Raw genomic sequence first — 21,148 nt, forward strand, 5'->3', positions numbered from 1 at the left:
TAAGTTAGTTTAATAGTAATTGTAAATTGCTCATTATCAAGTATATTTATGATATATTTTTTGGTTATAGTGCATGATAATGAGAAAAAGTGTTCGCGTCATCACATCTAAAGAGAATCGTATTCAATTTACAGAGAGATTTAACCGGCTGATTTCTCTTGAAGATATAAATTTATTAACCGATAGCCAGTATTCTCATAATTCGTTGTTAGCGATGAGAAAAGACTGGAACTTGTTTGTCGACTTCTGTTCATCTAAAGGTGTGTGCCCTTTACCTGCATCAACAACGGCCATCAGGCTTTTTTTGCAACGGGAAGCAAAGCAGCGTAAATATGCCACTCTTAAACGTTACGGCGTCACTCTGTCTTTGGTACATAAGTTATTGGCCTACCCGGATCCTACCTCAAGTACGGTAGTGCGAACTTTACTAGCTCAGTTACGAATCGAGAAAAAACAAGATGCTACGGTAACCACCGCTTTTTCTCGCAACCATCTTGAAAAGCTAACTCAGAAATTGAACCATTCGACCCATCCAGTTGATGTTCGAAATTTGGCGATCTACTACTTGATGTTTGAATGTATGCTCAAACGTTCTGAGCTTAAACAACTGTTTTATGAGCAGCTTGTCGTCGATGAGAACACGATACACCTTCAAATGGGTAACGAGCGTTACACTTTGTCAGACAGTGCGTATCAGTTTCTCGACAATTGGTTACAACTACGTGGGGTGGCCTCTGGTGTCCTATTCACTGCCATCGACAAACACGGTAACTTAAGTCGAATGCCGCTCGACGATTCCTCTATTTACCGGATATTGCGCACCGCGAGTGATAAGCTCAAACTCAATGTGCAATTTTCCGGACAATCATTGCGCGTTGGTGCAGTTGCAGATATGGCTGACAAAGGTGTTAAGGTCAAAGACATTCAACACTATGGTCGATGGCAAAGCGCTGCGATGCCCTATCAATATATTGGTAATAGAACACAAGCAGCGGCAGAACGAATGGTGTTTAAGACATTTAAACCTTGGGATTAAAGTGACCGGCGTACACAGTCGGCAAGAAAATGAGCAAAGTTATGGCCATTGTTCTCTAGCATTTTGGGGAACATGGAAATTGGCGTCATTCCTGGGAACGTGTTGACTTCGTTAAGGTAAATTTTACCTTCAGGTGTTAGAAAGAAGTCGATACGAGATAAATGTCGCAAACGCATTTGCGTAAATACTTTTTCAGCACTGATTTGAATGATTTCACGTTGCTGGTCAGTTAAGTGCTCAGCCTCGATTTTGGTTGTCGAATGGCTTGATGCGCTGTACTTTTCTTCGTAGCTGTAAAATGTGTCTCCCGGTGCGATAACTTCACCTGGCTTACTGATATGAAGCTGACCGTCAAATTCATACGCTGCAACCTCAAGCTCGCGTGGTTTCACTGCCTGTTCGACTAGTACTTGGTCTGAGTAGCCAAATGCATCATCCAATGCACTTTGTAGTTGCTCTATTTTTGTGACCTTGTAACACCCTACTGAAGATCCTTGACGTGCCGCTTTAATAAAAATATGTCCCCATTTTTCAAAGGCTTGCTTAGTTTTCTCTAAAGCTTCAGCCTTGTTTTCTGAGAGGAAAATATAAGGAGTATTCGGGATGCCAAGCGCGTCGTACCAAAGCTTTGAGGTGATTTTATTAAAGCTATTAGTGCTCGCCTCTGGTCCGCAGCCAAGGTAAGGAATGCCAGAGAGCTCAAGCATCGATTGGATGTCGCCTGTTTCACCTGGAAAACCATGGATACATGGCACTACAAAGTCGAGTTTCGTTGAATCTTGGTTAGTATTAATTGTGCCTGAGTTAGTGTCGAGATACGCGAGCTCACCTTCTGCGGTGTACCAACCGTCAGGTTTCATCTCGATGCGTATAACCGTAAATTCAGGAATCAGAGAAAGCTGGGATTGTAGGAAGTTGGCCGAGATAAGAGAGACTTCATGCTCAGAAGAGCCGCCACCGCAAAGAAGCAAGATTGTCGTTTTTGTCATTAAGAGATCTTTCCGTGATACAGCAGAAGAAATATTGCGTCAATAATAATAGAAACCGGGATAAGTTTCACGGCTTTGACTAATATATTCCCATAGCCTTGGTCAAGTGGCTAACTATTAGACAACAAAAAGGGGCGTAACGCCCCTTGATTTAATTGAGTTTATTCAATGTTGGATACTGCGAGTTCTTAATGTCATCAATACTCTTGACGAAAGGTTTAAGAGATTGGAACTCTGACGGTAACTCACTGATGGCTGCTTTTGCATCTGTGCGTGTCGCGTAATCTCCGTATAACACGGTATACCACTTCGTGCCGTTAACGACTTTGTAGTTTTCCCAAATAGGTTGGTTATCTCGCGGAAGCTTACGTGCAAAGTGGTCAACTTTTGTTTGAGTACCCACTGCTACCACTTGAATGGTAAAACCGTAGCGAGGGTTCATTGCCTTTTGTTTTGCTGTCGGTGGAATGATGGCCACCGCAGGTTTACTCTTTGGTGTCACCTTAGCCATCGGTTGTTGCTCTGAAGACATTTGAACTACCTTTGGCTGAACATTGTCTTCAACGATAACGTTAGTCGTTCCTTGTTGTGATACAACGGGCTGCTCTACCTTCGCTGTTTTGTATTCCTCACGATGACTTTCTGAACTAACGTCTGTGACGTAGTCGCTCGATACACAAGCTGAAAGCACCACTGATAAGCCAACAATCGCTACTCTTTTCATGAAATCTTCAAATGCCTTTACTAGAAATTACTGTAAATCATGCCGTTTGATAGACGGATAATCAACCCGACATTTTAATTATATATCAATACTCTGTGACAGAAGACACAAACTTAAGTGGATCATCAGTGATCTGATTAAAACTACATCGAAATCGGTGAGAATTCTTGTCCAAGGTTGGTTACGATGTTAACCATAAGTCCTACTGGAGCGACTGTATGAGTCAACTCAACCACCTGTTAAGACCACGTTCTGTTGCGGTGATTGGCGCGTCGACTAAGCCAATGCGTGCTGGCAATATTGTGATGAAAAACTTATTGCATGGCGGCTTTGAAGGGGCAATTATGCCAGTCACGCCAAACTATGATGCAGTTTGTGGAGTGCTTGCCTATTCATCGATTGAACACCTCCCTATCATTCCTGATGTCGCGATCTTATGTACTCATGCTAAGTACAATCAAAAGATTTTTGAGCAGCTGGCCGATAAGCAGGTTAAAACCGTCATTGTACTTTCTGCTGATATGCATTTTGCTAATGATGATGGTGAAAGTATTCAATCGGCATGTTTAAAGATTGCTAGGCAAAGCGGCATACGTATTTTAGGCCCCAATAGTTTAGGTTTAATTTTACCTTGGGCCAACTTCAATGCTTCTTTTTCTCCGGTAACGGCAAAGCGCGGAAAAATCGCGTTCATCTCTCAATCGGCCGCGATGTGTACGACGATCCTCGATTGGGCTAACGACAAGAATATCGGTTTTTCTGCTTTTATATCGATCGGTAATGCTCTCGATATTGATTTTGCTGACCTGCTCGATAAATTGAGTACGGATTCTCATACCGAATCGATACTACTCTATGTAGATACCATCAAAGATGCGCGTCGCTTTATGTCTGCCGCGCGTGCAGCATCGCGTAATCGTCGGATTCTGGTGCTAAAAGGTGGACGAACTCACGCCGGTCGCATCGCTGCGCAAGCACATACCGGGGGCGATAATACCCTTGATATTATTTATGACTCAGCGATCCGTAGAACAGGGATGCTACGAGTAAATAACTCTCATGAGCTTTTCGCGGCGGTAGAAACTTTAACCCACTCAGTACCCTTGCGCGGTGAGCGCCTTGCAATTATTACTAATGGTGGTGGGCCTGCGATCATGGCGGTCGATACCCTACTCGACCGCGGTGGTAAATTAGCCAACTTATCTCAAGAGACACTCGATAAATTGAGTGATATTTTGCCGCCCAGTTGGAGCCACAACAATCCGATTGATATGGTTGGAGACGCTGACCATCATCGCTACGTCAATACACTTAATGCCGTCATGGATGCTGATTGCGCCGATGCGATCCTTATCATGCACAGTCCCTCAGCAGTGGCTCACTCACAACAAACCGCACTTTCGATTGTCGAGACCATAAAAGCTCATCCTCGTCACAAGCGCTTCAATTTTCTCACCAATTGGTCAGGCGAACTCACGGCTAAACCTGCACGCGATATCTTTACTCAAGCTGGTATTCCAACATACCGCACACCAGAAAGTGCTGTCGTCGCTTTCATGCACTTGGTCGAGTATCGCCGAAACCAGAAACAACTGATGGAGACTCCAACAACTGCCGAGCCAGTGCATATTGCCGAGCTTAACGAAGCGAAAAGTTGGATAGCAGAAAAATTACTGGATAAAGATACAGTATCTCTTGATACTCATCAAATAGGTCCCTTTTTACGCTATTTCAATTTCCATGTGTTGCCGACGTGGATCGCCTCTGATGTCAGTGAAGCTGTCCATGTTGCAGAACAAATAGGTTATCCGGTGGCGGTAAAGCTACGCTCACCAGACATTGCCCATAAATCGGATGTTCAGGGAGTAATGCTTAATCTTCGCAACAGCCATGAAGTTGCAAATGCCGCACAAGCGATTTTAGATCGAACCAAGCTCTCCTATCCCTCTGCTCATATCCACGGCTTGTTGGTTCAAGGGATGGCCAAGCTTGCCGGCGGTGAAGAAATCCGTATCAAGGTTAAAACTGATGACACGTTTGGCCCGATAATCCTTATTGGCCAAGGTGGTTCTGAATGGGATGAGTCTATTGATGCGGCTTCTGCTTTACCGCCTCTCAATATGGCGCTCGCCCGTTACCTGATTGTCAGAGCGATCAACAACGGTAAAATACGCTTACAAAAGCTACCTGAACCGATGGATATTCATGGCCTATCAGAGTTGTTGGTCAGGATCTCACAAATGGTGGTTGATTGCCCTCAAGTGCACGAGCTGGATATCCATCCAGTACTGGCAAATGGCGCCAGTTTTACCATCCTCGATGCAGATTTGGTGCTAAAACGCTACGAAGGCGATGCACAACAAAGGTTGGCGATTCGCCCCTATCCAGTTGAATACGAAGAAATCATCACTCTACGAGATGGTGAACAGGTATTGTTACGTCCAATACTTCCTGAAGATGAGCCCCACCATGCTGACTTTATTCATAATGTATCGAAGGAAGATCTCTATAAACGCTTTTTTTCGGATGTCGGAGAATTTAGTCACGAAGCGTTGGCCAACTTAACTCAAATTGACTATGACCGCGAAATGGCGTTTGTCGCCGTAAGCCAGTCTCGACCTGGTAGTCCGATTATCGGTGTCTCACGTGCGCTGATAAACCATGACAATAGCGACGCAGAATTCGCGATTCTTATTCGTTCAGATTTGAAAGGCAATGGATTAGGCAAGGTATTAATGAATAAGGTCATTCAATACTGTCGACACAAGGGAACAACACAAATGTCGGGAATGACGATGCCAACCAATCGAGGTATGTTAATGCTGGCGCAAAAGCTAGGCTTTACGTTGGATGTTCAGTTTGAAGATGGTGTCGCTGACATGGTTTTGCCACTCAACTAGCGTTTATCTCAAGGGGGAGCAAAATGGCTCCCCTTATTTTGATTATATTTTTGCACTCGATTTCCAGTTTTTCATCAAGTATTGAATACACCAAGATTTCGCCTCACCGATTTTATTCCGCTTCCAAGCCAGAATAATATCGATTGGTTGCGGCGCAGTCTCAGTGATGGCGGTGAGTTCACCGGACTCAATCAGCTGTTGTGCTAATTGTTTTGGCAAAGTACCAATGCCTAGGCCAGACTTGAGCGCATCGACTTTGGCAGCGAAGTTAGTCACGGTAAGACGCGGCTGACGTTGGGTTATGTTAACACTGATCGCAGGCTGCTCTCTGGCGGTGTCGGCGATGGCAATAATGCGGTATTTTTCACGCGCTTTATCATCAAAAGCACCGCTGCGTTTATGTACATAATGGTTGCTGGCCGCGACCCATATCATCTCCATACTGCCGATCACTTCTGCTTTCACATCTTGCGGTAGCGTATCAAGTTTGGGGCAAACTAATAGATCGGCGCGACCCGTATTGAGCGCTTCCCAACAACCGGCCAATATCTCTTCTTGGAGTTTTATCCGAGTCGAGCTAACGTTACTCAAATCAGCGACTAAGTTAAAAAAGTTAGGCACGGGAATGATGCCATCATAGGCTAATGTAATATCGAGCTCCCAGCCATTAGCCAAAACACTCGCGTCGTTGACCAACTTCTCTGTCGCGACCAAAATACTGCGCCCTCGCTCCAAAATCAGTAGCCCAGCTTCGGTAAAGCTCGCTTTATGGCCAGAGCGGTCAAAAATCATGATATCGAGTTCTTGTTCGAGCTTTTGAATTTGATAACTCAACGATGATGGTGCTCTATCTAACTCACTTGCCGCTGCCGCAAAACTGCCTCTGCGATCGATAGCATCAAGAATATGTAAAGCTTCCAAAGTGATTGGACTTTGCAAACTCATCCCCTTATTCCAAGAAATTATTGTGACAAACATCACATCGATCTTAACGGTTTGGATATCAATCAATGTAACTAAAAAATCTTATCGCATTGAATTTATTGATATTAATGACTAATTCAATCGATAGAGAACCAAAAACAAAACCATTACGCGAATGCAAACGATAGTAATTATCATTAAGATCAAATAGAATGCCGCCTATCCTAATAACAACGACTTATGGATTAAGGCAGCTCATAATGTATAAACGTTCACTATTGTCAGCTTCAATTGTTTTCGCTTTAACGTCAACCGCATACGCACAAGAGTATGCCCTATTTGACGAAGTTGTGGTATCCGCCACACGAACCAATCAACAACTTCAAGATATTGCCGCTTCTGTTGATGTTCTATCTGATGAAGAGATCGAACACAACATGACTACCGGTGTGGAAGACTTATTTAGGTATACCCCAGGCGTAACGGTGCAAACGAACTCACGTCAAGGTATACAAGGTATAAACATCCGAGGAATGGAAGGCAACCGTGTATTAGTACTGGTTGATGGTGTGGCGCAAAGTAATCAATTCTCTCCAAGTGGCGCTCAAGGCTATAACTTTATCAACTCATCCCGGGTTGATCTTGACACTGACATGCTGAAATCTGCTGAAGTGGTAAAGGGGTCTGCCTCTTCACTCTATGGCTCAGATGCAATTGGCGGTATTGTTGCTTTTGAGACAAAAGATCCTGAAGATTTCCTCAAAGGTCGTGAAACTGGCGGACATGCTAAGTTTAATTTTTCCTCCGCAGATAACACATTCTCTGAGTCGGTCGCTGTGGCTAAACGTTTTGGAGAGCTAGAGGCGTTAGTGGCATATACTCGGCGTGATGGCGAGCAAGTTGAAAACTTCGGCCAGCCTGATATCCAAGACTTCGCAAATAACAACCTGTTAGTAAAACTGCAGTATCAGGTAAACCCTGACCATCGCGTCGAATTTACTGGCAATTATCTGCATAACAGTGGAGACACTCAACTCTTAAGTAGCAGTTACACCAATTACACAGGCGAAGACGTTACCGAACAAAGCCAAATTGGCTTCAAGCACATATGGAATATCGACGCGCGATTTGCTGATCTAATTACGTGGCAAGTAGATTGGCTAGACAAAGACGAAAATGGTCTCACGAATCGTACGTCTAAAGGTGGAAGTATGTTTCTTCCGCCAGAAGGTAATGTTCAGAAAAAAGACTATCTATATTCAGACTCTGGTTATCAACTGGATGCGCAGTTTGACAAAGAATTGAGCCTTGGTGCTTTTGAACATTACTTTGTTTATGGTGCTTCGTTCTCTGATAAGGATATTGATAATATCAATACCGAGTATAATTCGATTTCTGCAGACAAAGTGGTTTATTACGTACCAAGTGCCGCGGAACGAAAATACGGATTATTCCTGCAAGACTCAATAACCTATGACAACTTTACTTTCACGCCTGGATTAAGATTTGACTCTTATGAAACCAAGCCGGGAGATACAAGCAGTAACCCAAGTGGTAATGCGCCAGAAACATACGCGACGTATTCTGACTCTGCGGTGACTGGTCGCCTTGGTGCTACTTATGCACTCAATGATCAAAACAAGGTCTATGGACAGATCTCTCAAGGATTCCGAGCGCCTGATTTCCAAGAGCTCTATTATTCATACGGAAACCCAATGCATGGCTACATCAATATACCTAACTCTGATTTGAAGGCAGAAGAAAGTGTTTCGTATGAACTTGGTTGGCGCCACAATAGCGAACTTTCCAGTTCCGAAATATCACTCTTTTATAGCGACTACGATAACTTTATTGAAAGTCAGGTGGTGCGTAATGACGGTGGTCTAGACATCAATCAAAGTGTCAACATTAACAAAGCCAAAATCAAAGGTTTTGAAGTCGGAAATACCTTCTATTGGGACAGTGTTTTACCTATCAACGGCATCAGTACTCGCATTGCTGGGGTTTACACTGAAGGTGAAGACGGTGAAGGAAAAGCACTCAATAGTATCAATCCATGGAATGCCATTCTAGGGATCAATTATGACGCGCCAAGCGCTGATTGGGGAACCTCGTTGACGCTTAACTACACGTCAAGTAAAAAAGAAAAAGATATCAGTCAAGAGAGTACGACATCGAGCGGTAAATCACTGCCAATTGACAGTGCCACGATTGTCGATTTGACAGCTTACTACTTACCAATGAAGGATTTGACTCTACGAGCTGGCTTATTTAATGTCACAGATGAAGAGTATTATCGTTGGAATGATGTTAGAGGAATCACGGGAACCGAAGATAAGAGTTTAACTCAACCAGGCAGAAACTGGGCGGTTACTGTTAAATATGACTTCTAATTTAAGTCTTTGCGTATCAGACCAGCCGAAAGGCTGGTTTTTTTACATTTAATAATAAATAAAGTTAGATTTTAATAGGTTAAATAAAAAAAACTCCAGTTAAGGAGTTTTTTCAAGCACGAATTCATCAAAAAGATTAACAAAAATGGAATGAATAAGTGGATTATTTAGCTGATGCCATCTCTTTCTTTACCATTACAGCTGCTGCAACGATGAAAGTGATGATTAGACCTAGCTCCATTATAAAACCCTTAACGTAAAGTTGGAAAAACCGAAAAGAAACTGCGGATATTCTAGCACTTAAAAAAAACAATGATAGCCTTTAACGAGATTTTTACGTTTTTTATCGACTCAGATCAAATATCGCTATCAGTCGTCCATTTTTAACAATTTCTGTTACGTTATTCCTCAAGGTATTGGTGAGAATTTTATGCTAAAAACACGTCACTTCACTGTCACTTTACCACCAATAATTTTGTAGGCAGGCGTTCCGCGAACCAAGGTATCGCGTGCAAACTCAACCCCACAGTTAGGGCAAAAACAAGTGATTTCTGTGTAGTCTTCGACGATACGTTGTTTAAAACATTTTACTAACGCCCCTTTACCGCCTTTTCGGTATTTAAACAGTTTGGTTTTACATTTTGCGCAGTAAATTTCAACGGTTTTAGTCGGTTGTTTCTTATTCGGCTTAGCCAAAGTCGCTCCAATAATTACTGTTCTGTTGGCTCTGGTTTTACCCAAACCTTGCTAAAATCGAACCAGCCTAGCGCATTGCATTTTGCGTTTTGTAATGAACCACAATGATCTTTACTTACCCCTAACCAACAATGGAACATTGGGATAAGTTGTTTTTTCTCTACTAGTGATTGACCCAACAATTTGGCTGGAAATGGCGCATTTTCTGTTGCTTGCCACTGTTGAACGACTTGAGTCCAATAATTAAAATCTTGTTCACGGCTTAACGCTTCGATGTCACTGTAATTCAATAGCCACCCTGCCAATGCGTCGTCTCGATTGGTGGCAATTCCCATCGGTTTAATCCAAATATCGACCTCTTCAGTGTTCTCTACTGTCAGTTCATATTTAATTAGCTGCACTGTTAATCCGTCTTGTTTCAATAGAGAATCGATCCCCTTGACTAAAGTTGGAAACATAGGATGTTGAGCATGATAAGCCACTGTCACTGTGCGATAGGCAGGTGGTGTCGCAACTCCTTTGCGGATATGGTGATACCAGCCCGGCTTCAATCCAAGTGCAGGCAATACGCCGAGCTCGACGATTTTGTCTTGCGGTAGTTGCTGGTAGAGGTTTAGGGAGTTTAATCGCTGACTAAAATAGTTGGCCCAATCATCTGATGCCGCTAATCCATTTTTTCTGTTCAGCAGCAATAGGGTACTGCCAGGATCAAGCGCTACCTCGTCGCTGTAATTAACAACTTCAGGTTTGATAGGTTTTGTTAAGCTTGGAAAAACCATCGATGAATAGGCTTCATCGATAACCCAAACTTCAACTCGGTCAAGCAGAGGCCTAAAGCCAAAGTAGCCGTCAAATGCTTGCAAAACCAGACGTTTATCGTCGTTTTGTACGACTCTATACGGTCCGGTCCCGACAGGTGATAAATCAAAGTTCTCTGCCCTACGCTCTTCAGGTAGCACGATTTTGGCGCACGACTCTGCCAATAAAAGCGGTAATTTATAATCATCTAGGCTGAGATGAACATCAACAATCAAATGACCGGGAGTGTCGACTCGCTCAATATGGGAAAATAGTCGCTTATGTTTCAATTTACTAAAACAATCAACAATCATCTCTGTTGTAAGCAAGTCTCCATTATGAAAACGGACACTTGGACGAATGTAGAAACGCCACTGACGCGGATTCAACATTTCCCAGGTATGGGCCAGGTCAGGTTGCAGCATTTCTTGCTCATCAAGCTGGGTTAAGCCACTGAAGATCTGTTGGGCAATGTGCAGTTCAGAACGACGCATCTGAATACTTGGGTTGAGGTTAGTTAGCGGTCGATAATAGGGTAACCGCACTACCTGCTGCCCTTCTTGATGAACCACGCCAAGATAACTTTCAACCACTTGCGCTAACTTGGCGCTGTCATTATCAAGTACTTTTAGCGCTTGACCAATTTTACCCTCTTCGAGATAACGACGAGCCAGCGCCTCACTCACATCTGAGCGACTACGCTTAAAAATCAATTGAGAGAGTTTGCCGCGACCTGGCGCTGGGTGCCACTCCAGCCAACCTTCTTCTTCCATTTTATTGAGAACAATGCGTGCGTTACGACGAGTACAAAATAAAATGCCGGTGATATCTTCTAGTTGCACACCACTGTCTTGGCCTTTGTAGTGTTCAAATAGGGTTTCAAATTGGACACGTAAACGGGGACTGCTCATAAAGAGGAAATCTCAATTGATATACTATGAGTTTAATTTTCCCCGTTTAGATGATGTTGATCAAGTGCTGTCGAAGATTATTGTATCTTGAGCCCAATTTGAGTGGCGAGTTCGTTTAATTGCTGTTCATTATCAAGTTTGATCGACCAAGTGGTTTCACTGCCATGGGCAGCAATGACATTGGCGCCACGTCCAATTAGAGATAATGCATCGATTTGAGCTTGTAAAGACACCATGTGTGCACCGTCAAGCTTGATAACGACCTCATGCGCAGAGGCAATCACCTTTCCACCGCTAAATGGAATAATCATACTGCCGCCGCCATTGTAGATGCCGATTTTTTGTGTTTTTTGATTGCGATGGTTAATCGACTAGTGCAGACGAGTCGTCCACGTTCATCTGTGATGTTGATTTGCCACACTTGTGTGGACACGCCCAGATGAATAGGTTTGGCAGTTCCAATTACTTTACCACTGCGCATCGAGCGGACATGGTTGGCATTGATATCAAGCCCTACGCAATAGCTGTCTTTATCGACACAGAAGTTGGCAGCTAAAGACCCCAGCGTTTCGGCCAGTACAACCGATGCTCCACCATGTAACATACCTAAAGGTTGGTGAGTAAACGAACAGACGGGCATGGTGGCCGAAATATAATCGTCACCAACGTCACTGTAGATGATGTTTAGGTGTTCAATAAGGGTATTTTTAGAGGTTTGATTGAGCGCGTCTAAGTCAATCGGTCGTTTCCAAATAGTCATCTTGTTTCTCGTTGCTATCTTCAGTTAACAAGGATTGTAACCTAATGTTATCATTGACCCATTGTCAAATTGCACTGGAAACGGAGAATTCAATGCAAATCTGGTTAAAGATGACCACCATCGCCGCGTCATTGGCGATCGCGGCGTGTACTTCGTCTCCTACGGGGCGTCATCAATTATTGTTATTTTCGAACTCCGATATGAACAGTTTAGGCGCGCAATCATTTGAACAGATGAAGCAGCAGCAAGCCGTGAGTCAAGATGAACATAAAAATGCTTATGTACAGTGTGTGGCGCACTCGATCACTCAACATGTGCCTCAGTTACCCGGATTTACGAGTTGGGAAGTGGTGGTTTTTGATAGTGAACAAGTCAATGCGTTTGCGCTGCCCGGTGGCAAAATTGGCGTTTACACGGGGCTTCTTGATGTGGCGGTAAATCAAGACCAACTCGCGACGGTGATTGGGCACGAAATTGCCCATGTTTTAGCGGATCATAGTAATGAGCGCCTATCACAGTCGCAATTGGCCAATGCAGGCTTACAGCTAACCAATATCGCATTAGGGTCTACTGAATATGCACAATATCGTAATGTCACTATGTCTGCGTTGGGGCTTGGTTTGCAATATGGAGTGCTGATGCCATATGGTCGGACGCAAGAGTCAGAAGCGGATATTGTTGGCCTTGAGTTGATGGCTAAGTCGGGCTTCGATCCTAAGCAAAGTATTGAGTTATGGAAGAACATGGCCAAAGCATCAGGCGGAAGTCAGCCCCCAGAACTATTGTCTACTCACCCATCGCACCGAACTCGTATTCAAGACTTATCGGCCAAGATTAACGCGTTGCCAAATTACAACGTACCAAGACCCAAATGCTAAATCAGTTAAAATCAAAAAAGGGAACCTCGGTTCCCTTTTTTACATTCTGCAATCAACTCACGACTAGGTGCCAAGAATTAACAGAGGTAAGCGCAAAAGTTCATCGCCAGTTGAAGCAAAGAACCAAATAATACTAATTAAGCCAGCCACAAGACCGACGTACCAGATTGCTGAAATAATTTGACCATACCTGTCTAAAGGTAATAGATGGCTGTGGTGGCGTCCTCTCCATTCAATGACGACTTCTAACATCCCCATAATCAACAAAAAGCCAAACAGTGTTAAGCCCAATGAATAGCTCAGTACAACGCCGCCTGCCGCCGCTGCGGTGCACAAAGCAATACCAGCAATGCTGTTCATTGAAAAACTAATGCTCTTTAAAATATGGCCCCCATCAAGCGGTAGGATTGGCAATAGATTAAACAGATTGAGAAAGGCATTAAATACCGCAAGACCGGCAAAGAACATCTCACCAGTGACTAAATAAGCCACCAGCAAAAAGATCGATAAGATCAAACCAAACATCGGGCCCATAATCGAAATAACTACGTCTTGCCAGCGGGTATTTATTTTCTCATCGCTCAGAGCCAATCCGCCCAGAAATGGCACTAAGTAAATTCCTTTCGTTTTCATACCAAAGTATTTCATCGCTCGCACGTGGCCATATTCGTGAAACACCAAACAAGCAATCAATGCTAAGGCAAATTGAAACGAGAATAACCATGAATATGCCGCCAAACTGGCAGAAGCAAGTACCACTTTTATCAGTTTGGCACTTTTAAGCGCTTTCATACCCAGAGAAACCAAACCAATTAGACTGAATTTGCGCTCAGGCGTTGGTGGGTTAAATGGCACTTGTTGCTCGATATCTTTACTGTTTCGCTGCCCAGATAGAATGGTTTCACCATTGACGGTTGCGACAAATTCTAGTGAGAACGGTTGCCATACTAAGCGCGTCTCTAAACGACAGTTCAGTTCTTTATCACCGCTTAACAATGAAAACTGATGCTCAGTTTGCGCTTGGCGATCTGAATCGGCGTCAAGCTGAGAAACCAATTGGTTATCCCAATAGAGTTGTTGCCAGCCGGCAAGCGAGCCTTCTAAGCGTAATGGCTTGCCTAACAAATCGATGGAGAGTAATTGCAACTTATTGACCTATTAATTTGATATAACAACGCTGCAGATTATGCCTACCAAGTCTAAGCAGGTAAAGTAAATGGTCACTGCGTGACGTTGTCACTCTTGTTAACCCTATGAATCGTATGATTTTGTTTGCTTTTTAATCGACGGGTGGATAATAGGCTTTTTTATGCTGTTAATGGGGTGCAAATGAGTAAAGCCCTTTATTTTCGGAAGATAAAGTGCATAATAACCGCCGTTATTAATACCTTAAGAAATGTGAGTCCATTATGTCTTCTGAAGCAACTATGCTAGAACGCTGCCAATCAAAATGTGAACTATGTGCTGCTGAAGCACCATTAACGGCATTTGCTGTTCCTCCGCACAGCCATGTGACAGTAGATTACGCGATTATGGTTTGTGATAAATGTTTGGGCGAGATTGAAGATCCGCAAGACATTAACCATTGGCGCTGCCTTAACGATAGCATGTGGAGCCAAGTACCTGCGGTACAGGTCACGGCTTGGCGCCAACTGACTCGCTTAAACAGTGAAACTTGGGCGCAAGACGCGCTAGACATAATGTACATGGAAGAAGATCAAATGAACTGGGCAATGACGGGGATGTCTGCTGACGACAAACCATTCGATTGCAACGGCGTTGAACTTAAAAAAGGTGACGACGTAACGGTAATCAAAGACCTGCCAGTGAAAGGTACTAACCAAGTTATCAAGCAAGGTACGGTTATCCGTGGTATCAGCATCGGTAATGATCCTAAGTTGGTTTCAGGTAAAGCCAATGGCGGTCAGTCTATGTACGTGATTGCTGAGTTTACTCGTAAGAAGTAACTTCTTGCTGAACTAAATCGAGTATTAAAAAAAGCGCTCACTCAAGAGCGCTTTTTGTTTGCTGTTTCATCAGCTTATTTTACCAGTAACAGTCTACCCGTTATGGCTGGAAGCGAAATCTGGTTACCAGTATCAGTCAGATCAATCACCTCGCCACTGAGCAAATCGACCAGATGCGTTGTGGTTTTCAAGCGCGATAAATCAATCGTCAATGTGCGTGGTGTATCTGCGGTATTGAGCGCGTAGATAATTTGTTGACTGCTGTTGACCTTTAAGTCGGCGTAAAGCGCGTCATCAAGCCAAAGATTGCGGCGTTCACCAGCATAAAGCGCTGGATATTGGCTGCGTATCTCCATCAATTTGCTTAGATAAGCCTTCAATTCCGCCTGTTCCGGACTAAGTGTACTTGTTGTCACCCCCTCGATTTTAGCGCTCGAACGTGCAACGTGATCATCACATAGCCCTTGGTCAACACAATCAGTGCTGACTTTCGCGGCAAAGTTTGCGACTTCGTCACCAATCTCTTCACCGTAGTAAAGTGTAATTGGCCCTGAATAGGCAGCAAGAAAACTATAAGCGGCTTTGTGGCGTTTTGCATAATCACCCAGTTGACCACGTTGAATTAAGTCGCCTAGACGCACTAAGTCATGATTACCGATCATTAGATTTGGCATTGCATGATAAGGCGAATTAGATCGACTATTCCAACTGGCATCTAGCGCACGAGCGTTACCTTTAACGCCCGACTCTTCAACTGCCAGTGCTTGAACTAATCCATAACGAAGCGGAAAGTTAAACGCCGATGCTAAACCTGGTGCACTATCGCTGCCATATATTGTACGGGTAATTTCGTCAGCGCCGCTCCAAGCCTCACCGACCATATACCCTAGCGTTCCCCACTCTTTACCGGCAACCAAGTTGTCATTTGCAGCCTTTTCTACCGCATTATGAATGTTACGCCAGCTTTCTAGGGGCAATTGATAGGCTTGATCCAGTCGCCACCCATCGATAGCGAACTGCTCAATCCAGTAAGTTGCGACCTCAGTAAAGAAAGCCTCACTGTCTTGGTTGGGATAAGTAACATATTGTCCTGGGTAACCTTGCTTGGATGTTAGTGAAGGTAACTTACCTGTTGGAGAGGCTTTAACACCATTGATATGTGTATGGCCAAACACGCCGTCAAGCAATACGTATAGACCTTTGGCATGGGCTTTATCAATCAGTTCTTTTAACTGCTCGTTGGTGCCAAATTTAGGGTCAACGTTGAAGTAGTCACAAGCAAAGTAGCCTGTTGCATCAAGCTTATCATCAGTCCCTTGACCTGCACATGAATCAAACACTGGCGTTAACCAGAGTGCATTCATATTAAGATTCGCAATATAATCTAAACTGTCGATGACTCCTTGCAAGTCGCCATTGTGGTGCGAATTGCCATAACCAACACCATAATCATGATTAGGGTCACTATCGACGAACGATTCCAACATCACTTGGTAAATGCGTAGGTCACAAGCACGGTTATTATCGGCGTAACAACCATAATCAAGTTGACTATCAACCACTTCTAACCCCAACGATGTTACTTGGTTGGCATCGAGGATAAATTGATAAACGCCCTGATCAGTAATCGTGATCTGGATATTACCGTTACCTGCGTCTTGCATACTTACCATCCCCTGGGTCGTTGCAAATGCAGTAAAGCCTAAGTTGACGCTACTCCAATCCTCTGATGCAAGCTTAAACTCATACGTCCCAGGAGTGAAATAGCCATTAAAGGTATAAAGACCATCACCGCTGTAGACCATCTCATTATCTGTGCTCCAGCCATTCATTGAACCGCGAACATAGACGTTAGTATTGCCGTAGGGTGCAACATCAACTGGTTCTGTGCTGCTAGTTAGCCCCTCACCTTGCGTACCATTTTGCGGTTGTACGAACACGGCTGCCGTTAAGGCTGGTACCGTAAAGGTGCTATTGTTGAATGTTGCCTGCTTAACTTGTGGATCATCTGAATTAAGCTGAGCACTATGCAGCTCAAAACTTTGCGCCCCAGCCACCGTCAATTGTTGCGATGAAGTGTTAGCATTGATGATGACCATGATCGCATCGTTATTGTCATCAAGATCCGCACCGACAGAAACACCATCATTGACTGACATCGCAATCAATCCCGGTAACGCTTGATTGCCAGTGTTGTGGAAACGCACTCGATCGATCACTTCTTGCTCTGTGATCAGCTTTAGTAGAGGTGTCGAGGCACGAACCTGTAACAACGTCTTGAACGCGCTGTCTGTCCACTCGATATCGGTGGCAGAAGCAACGGTGTTAGGGTTTTTGATGACGGATTGGATAGCGCTCCAATTGGCTTGGTCTTTATCCGCTCGTGGTAAACCGATGTTCCAGTTATTGGACTGTTTACTGAAATCGACTTTGTTGTACCAATCTCCGCTGTCATAGCTGTCACGCTCCATCGATTTCGAGCGTAATAACTCAGAGCCCATATGCAAGAAAGGCACCCCTTGGCCAAGCATGACAGTTGATAGACCAACGATCTGCATTCTTGCTCGGTCCGCAGGGCTAACCTCAGCGGCGGCTTTATATTGGTTGAAATCCCACAATGTTTGGTTATCGTGTTTCGATACATAGTTGATCGACTCTTGAGGATCGAGAGTGTAAGCCGCGCCTTGTCCACCATATTGATAGTCTCGGCCATACACAACGCTGCCACTGTAGGTTTCAAGTGGATAGTTTTGTAAATTACCCGCCATACCATAACGGATCAGATCCATTTTCGATTTTAACGCATCATCAAAGCGGTTGCCTGCATTCGCAAAACCTGGAGTTTTCAGCAGCGCATCACCACTGTCGAATGGACCGCCACCACGAACACCATCGCGCAGTCGATCGTTATAGGTACCGATCCCCGTTCCTGCCATTGGCCATTGTGTTGCGTTCTCGCCACGTTGGCCGTTGGCGACTTCACCAAAGTTCCACCCTTCCCCATAAAACCAAGTATCAGGGTCAACCTGTTTGGTTTTCTCGTAGATGTGTAGCATGCTTGATTTCATTAAATGACCCATCAGGTCGAAACGAAAACCATCGATTTTGTAATCTGTCGCCCACATCATGACACTGTCGGCAACCAGTTTCTCGAACATACGGTTTTCAGAGGCGGTGTTGTCACAACAGCTAGAGTTTTCGACCGCGCCTGTGATTGGGTTAAGACGGTGGTAGTAACCCGGAACCGTCTTATCAAGTACCGATTTGTCGTACAGACCTGATGAGTATGTGTGGTTGTATACCACGTCTTGTACTACACGGAATCCCATTTGATGGAGTTTCTGTACCATTTCGCGGTATTCGCGTATGCGGTCAGTACCATCATTTGATACCGCATAGCTTCCCTCTGGCGCACTATAATGGAAAGGATCGTAACCCCAGTTGAAACCGTCTAATGGGCGAATGTCGGCGAGGAGAGCCTGCGCTTCACCCGTGCTTGGGTCCGTCTGCTCTAACAGCTCAATAATAGTCGAGCTGCGGCTGGTTCCGTCACTACATAAGGTCGCTTCAGGGTTGATCGTACAGAGCTTTTCAACGCTATCATGTAAATTGACGGTTTTCGCTTCGTCTTCAGGGACAGATGCTAAGTCGTAACTTGGCAATAAGTGAATCGTAGTTAAGCCTGCCTGACTAAGCGCTTCAAGTTGCTGAACACTTTCTCTTTCTTGCTCCAAGAAGGCACCATACTTACCATTACGTGCCCGCGAACCTTTGCTATCGCTGACACTAAAATCGCGAATATGCAGTTCATAAATAATATTGTCTTCTGGATTATCGAGTTCTGGAATAGGTTGAGTATCCCAACCATGCGGTTTGGTTGGCGCTGAGCTCAGATCAACCAGTTGTGAGTGCAAACTCGATGTACTGAGTGACAAAGAGTACGGGTCGGTTGCCATCATCCACTCAACGTGGTCAGTTTTAGGGTGATAGGCCTTAACACGATAGCGATAGAAAACATTTTCCAGCTCGCTACTTGCTTGGTAATGCCAGATGCCGGTTTGAGAGTCTCGCGTCATCGCGACTGGTGAGCTTGGCAATAGGCTTTTTTCGTTATCATAGAGATAGAGTTCAACCAGTTGCGCGGTTGGTGCCCACAAAGAAAAATTCGCGGTGTCAGCTTCAATCCAACTGCCGAGTTTGGCTTCGTCAGCGTCGTTTTCTCCCGCCGTGTATAGCTCATCAATGACGCCCGGAATTTGCACGCGAGTTGCAACCAAAGGTTGGCCATCTTGGTCGAGAGCGACGGCAATCAGCTGACCTTGTAGTATCGCTTTTGCTTGTTGTTCGGTGATAGCGAGCGAAAATTGCGTGCGACCATTGAGGTGTGGGTATTTAGTGTTGTCGATTTGACCAGCAAGCAACAAGTCATGCTTAGTGAATTGCTGCGGTTGGTTGATATCACCAGCGCCATCGCGTGTCGACCACAGTTGGTAGCTCGCAGCAGCCGAATGATCGAACCATGCCAATGTATCAGTACTTAGCCAGTGCGCTGCCGCACCTGATAACGTTACAACGCTCTGCTCGATTGGTGAATATTTGAGTGTTGAATTGCCATGGGTAGTGTAGAGCGTATTGCCTTTAGAGAACTCTATTTTCAGATCGTCCCCTCCAAGGGCCTTATCATTGCCCTTATGGACGATAAAGTTCATACACGAACCATGATTATCTTTTAAAGAGACAACAAATTTGGCGCCAAACTCAGGATCAATTTCTTGAAACGTCAGAGGATTATCCCAAGCAACGTTTTCTAGTGCTTGCTCATCAATGGCATCACAGCTGCCGTTATTCCATAGATGCAATCCCCAATCGGTGTAGTTGCCATCGGCACGTCGATAATAAATCACGGCTTGTTGGTAATGTGGCGCCGGTTGCGTCGAGGTATTATCAGGGCTGCTAGGATTGGGGTCGATAGAGTCAGGAATACCATCACCATCGTCATCACTTGAGGCAAAATCACCGAGCCCATCGCCGTTGGTATCACGACTTTCAAAGCGATCCTTAGGAAAAAGATCAAGCTGGTTAATCGCACCATCGCCGTCTATGTCTTGGTCATCAGCATCGGCAATGCCATCACTGTCGTAATCACTTGGCTGACTCGCTGCGGAGTACGGATCACTGCCTAGTCGCTGCTCATCATCGTTACTCCACCCGTCTCCATCGATATCTTGATCGAGCCGATCGGGGATTTTATCACCGTCTAAGTCGGCCGGTTGGCTATTGGCATCGTATGGACTGGTTCCTTCCGCCCACTCGTTTAAGTCACTAAAGCCATCGTTATCATCATCAAGATCGGCGTGGTCGCCAATGCCGTCGTTATCAGAATCGACTGATTCTTGAAAATTGTTAGGAAAACGGTCGATTTGATTGGCAACGCCGTCACCATCGCTATCGATACCTATGACTGGCTGTCCTGCCTCATCTAAATACAGCGTGGTATTATTCAACTGACCCTTTTGACGTTTGATCTCTTTACCCAGTACTTTGATACCCAGCTCCAACCGATTTAGGATCAGTTGGCGGTCTTGCTGTTGATAATCACTGGGTAAAATTTGACTCAATGCTTTTGCGCTCGCGGCAAGGGTCAGATTGTTTTGGGCGAGGTAATCGCTATCCAAGCGCAGCTTGGGTTGGTGTAGATAACGACGCAGTTTGTTGGTTGCGCGTTTCTCACTAAGTCCGCTCGCCATTTGCAATGAAATATAGGTAGTAAAAGGTGTAATCAAAGTGGTATCTGCTGGTGCAAGCATGGCGTAATCACGCGCCGCAGTGACACCCGGAATATCACTGTCGATTGATTGGCCACGCTTAACCTGAGCGATGAGTAATGCTTGACGTTCATCATTGGTTAAACCACTTAAGGAGATGGAAGCATACCCATTTTGATCGGTTATAGCCGATGGCTCTTGACTGCTATAGGTAAAGTCACCATTGATGTCTAACCACACTTGGGCATTATCTATGTACCCATCCATTACTTGGACGTCTAGTTGATCATTACAACCGGCAAGCAATCCTAGCGATGCCATAGCAAGGCTGAGTTTTGTTAGCTTGATGTTCATTATATTAATCCGTTATTAATTCACGTTCTTGTTTATGAGTGAGTCGTAACAAC

14 protein-coding genes are annotated in these 21,148 nt (G+C 44.6%); 5 read left to right on the plus strand and 9 right to left on the minus strand.

All coding sequences use genetic code 11. From position 1 onward, the window contains the following. Positions 1-79: 79 nt before the first annotated feature. Positions 80-1,036 (plus strand): tyrosine-type recombinase/integrase, encoded by a 957-nt coding sequence (locus BS19_RS15710; protein WP_038176558.1) that lies wholly within the window; start codon positions 80-82, stop codon positions 1,034-1,036. Here the strand turns inward: BS19_RS15710 and BS19_RS15715 are convergent. Both BS19_RS15715 and BS19_RS15720 read right to left on the minus strand, forming a co-directional pair. After that, on the minus strand, positions 1,033-2,025 hold the full coding sequence (locus tag BS19_RS15715) for a D-alanine--D-alanine ligase (protein ID WP_038176559.1): 993 nt from the start codon (positions 2,023-2,025) through the stop codon (positions 1,033-1,035). The genes BS19_RS15710 and BS19_RS15715 overlap by 4 nt on opposite strands. A gap of 151 nt (positions 2,026-2,176) precedes the next feature. Continuing rightward, positions 2,177-2,749, minus strand: a complete 573-nt coding sequence (locus BS19_RS15720; RefSeq protein ID WP_038176560.1) for an SPOR domain-containing protein — start codon at positions 2,747-2,749, stop codon at positions 2,177-2,179. 218 nt (positions 2,750-2,967) lie between these two features. Between BS19_RS15720 and BS19_RS15725 the strand changes: the two genes are divergently transcribed. Then, positions 2,968-5,649, plus strand: coding sequence for a bifunctional acetate--CoA ligase family protein/GNAT family N-acetyltransferase (locus BS19_RS15725; protein ID WP_038176562.1), 2,682 nt, complete (start codon positions 2,968-2,970; stop codon positions 5,647-5,649). A gap of 42 nt (positions 5,650-5,691) precedes the next feature. Here BS19_RS15725 and BS19_RS15730 read toward each other — a convergent pair whose 3' ends face one another. Beyond that, positions 5,692-6,588, minus strand: coding sequence for a LysR family transcriptional regulator (locus BS19_RS15730; protein WP_038176805.1), 897 nt, complete (start codon positions 6,586-6,588; stop codon positions 5,692-5,694). A gap of 245 nt (positions 6,589-6,833) precedes the next feature. Between BS19_RS15730 and BS19_RS15735 the strand changes: the two genes are divergently transcribed. Beyond that, the gene (locus BS19_RS15735) at positions 6,834-8,966 is read left to right on the plus strand and encodes a TonB-dependent hemoglobin/transferrin/lactoferrin family receptor (RefSeq protein ID WP_038176564.1); all 2,133 of its coding nucleotides are present in this window, start codon (positions 6,834-6,836) and stop codon (positions 8,964-8,966) included. 444 nt (positions 8,967-9,410) lie between these two features. On the opposite strand, the gene BS19_RS15740 is transcribed toward BS19_RS15735, so the two are convergent. The 4 genes from BS19_RS15740 to BS19_RS15755 form a co-directional block, all read right to left on the minus strand. Beyond that, a complete protein-coding gene (locus tag BS19_RS15740; protein WP_038176565.1) occupies positions 9,411-9,662 on the minus strand; it encodes a hypothetical protein in 252 nt (83 codons plus the stop codon). Between the two features lie 14 nt (positions 9,663-9,676). After that, complete coding sequence (locus tag BS19_RS15745; protein WP_038176567.1) at positions 9,677-11,371, minus strand: SgrR family transcriptional regulator; 1,695 nt, start codon at positions 11,369-11,371, stop codon at positions 9,677-9,679. A 77-nt stretch (positions 11,372-11,448) separates the two neighbouring features. Beyond that, the gene (locus BS19_RS15750; RefSeq protein ID WP_038176568.1) at positions 11,449-11,682 is read right to left on the minus strand and encodes a DUF3389 family protein; all 234 of its coding nucleotides are present in this window, start codon (positions 11,680-11,682) and stop codon (positions 11,449-11,451) included. Further along, positions 11,679-12,131, minus strand: coding sequence for a hotdog fold thioesterase (locus BS19_RS15755; RefSeq protein WP_038176569.1), 453 nt, complete (start codon positions 12,129-12,131; stop codon positions 11,679-11,681). Before BS19_RS15755 ends, BS19_RS15750 begins: the two co-directional genes overlap by 4 nt. Positions 12,132-12,223: 92 nt before the next feature. On the opposite strand from BS19_RS15755, the gene BS19_RS15760 reads away from it, so the two are divergent. Continuing rightward, positions 12,224-13,009: a M48 family metallopeptidase gene (locus BS19_RS15760; RefSeq protein ID WP_038176806.1), complete on the plus strand. Its 786-nt coding sequence runs from the start codon at positions 12,224-12,226 to the stop codon at positions 13,007-13,009. Positions 13,010-13,072: 63 nt separating this feature from the next. On the opposite strand, the gene BS19_RS15765 is transcribed toward BS19_RS15760, so the two are convergent. After that, positions 13,073-14,155 carry a site-2 protease family protein gene (locus BS19_RS15765; RefSeq protein WP_038176571.1) on the minus strand — a complete coding sequence of 361 codons (1,083 nt, stop codon included), beginning with the start codon at positions 14,153-14,155 and terminating at the stop codon, positions 13,073-13,075. Positions 14,156-14,418: 263 nt separating this feature from the next. Here BS19_RS15765 and BS19_RS15770 point away from each other — a divergent pair, with 263 nt between their 5' ends. After that, on the plus strand, positions 14,419-14,976 hold the full coding sequence (locus BS19_RS15770) for a PhnA domain-containing protein (protein WP_038176572.1): 558 nt from the start codon (positions 14,419-14,421) through the stop codon (positions 14,974-14,976). 74 nt (positions 14,977-15,050) lie between these two features. Here the strand turns inward: BS19_RS15770 and pulA are convergent, their stop codons facing one another. Continuing rightward, positions 15,051-21,095, minus strand: coding sequence for a pullulanase-type alpha-1,6-glucosidase (gene pulA, locus BS19_RS15775; RefSeq protein WP_038176575.1), 6,045 nt, complete (start codon positions 21,093-21,095; stop codon positions 15,051-15,053). Positions 21,096-21,148 lie beyond the last annotated feature (53 nt).

Origin of the sequence: Vibrio pacinii DSM 19139 (assembly GCF_000711795.1) — a bacterium.
In the GTDB taxonomy this organism is placed as follows: domain Bacteria; phylum Pseudomonadota; class Gammaproteobacteria; order Enterobacterales; family Vibrionaceae; genus Vibrio; species Vibrio pacinii.

What these genes read in the sequence shown, in the direction of transcription:
- BS19_RS15755 (WP_038176569.1), bottom strand. Translation starts at nt 12,131, where the DNA reads ATGACTATTTGGAAACGACCGATTGACTTAGACGCGCTCAATCAAACC.
- BS19_RS15720 (WP_038176560.1), bottom strand. Translation starts at nt 2,749, where the DNA reads ATGAAAAGAGTAGCGATTGTTGGCTTATCAGTGGTGCTTTCAGCTTGT.
- BS19_RS15760 (WP_038176806.1), top strand. Translation starts at nt 12,224, where the DNA reads ATGCAAATCTGGTTAAAGATGACCACCATCGCCGCGTCATTGGCGATC.
- BS19_RS15735 (WP_038176564.1), top strand. Translation starts at nt 6,834, where the DNA reads ATGTATAAACGTTCACTATTGTCAGCTTCAATTGTTTTCGCTTTAACG.
- BS19_RS15725 (WP_038176562.1), top strand. Translation starts at nt 2,968, where the DNA reads ATGAGTCAACTCAACCACCTGTTAAGACCACGTTCTGTTGCGGTGATT.
- BS19_RS15710 (WP_038176558.1), top strand. Translation starts at nt 80, where the DNA reads ATGAGAAAAAGTGTTCGCGTCATCACATCTAAAGAGAATCGTATTCAA.
- BS19_RS15750 (WP_038176568.1), bottom strand. Translation starts at nt 11,682, where the DNA reads ATGATTATTCCATTTAGCGGTGGAAAGGTGATTGCCTCTGCGCATGAG.
- BS19_RS15745 (WP_038176567.1), bottom strand. Translation starts at nt 11,371, where the DNA reads ATGAGCAGTCCCCGTTTACGTGTCCAATTTGAAACCCTATTTGAACAC.
- BS19_RS15770 (WP_038176572.1), top strand. Translation starts at nt 14,419, where the DNA reads ATGTCTTCTGAAGCAACTATGCTAGAACGCTGCCAATCAAAATGTGAA.
- BS19_RS15715 (WP_038176559.1), bottom strand. Translation starts at nt 2,025, where the DNA reads ATGACAAAAACGACAATCTTGCTTCTTTGCGGTGGCGGCTCTTCTGAG.
- pulA (WP_038176575.1), bottom strand. Translation starts at nt 21,095, where the DNA reads ATGAACATCAAGCTAACAAAACTCAGCCTTGCTATGGCATCGCTAGGA.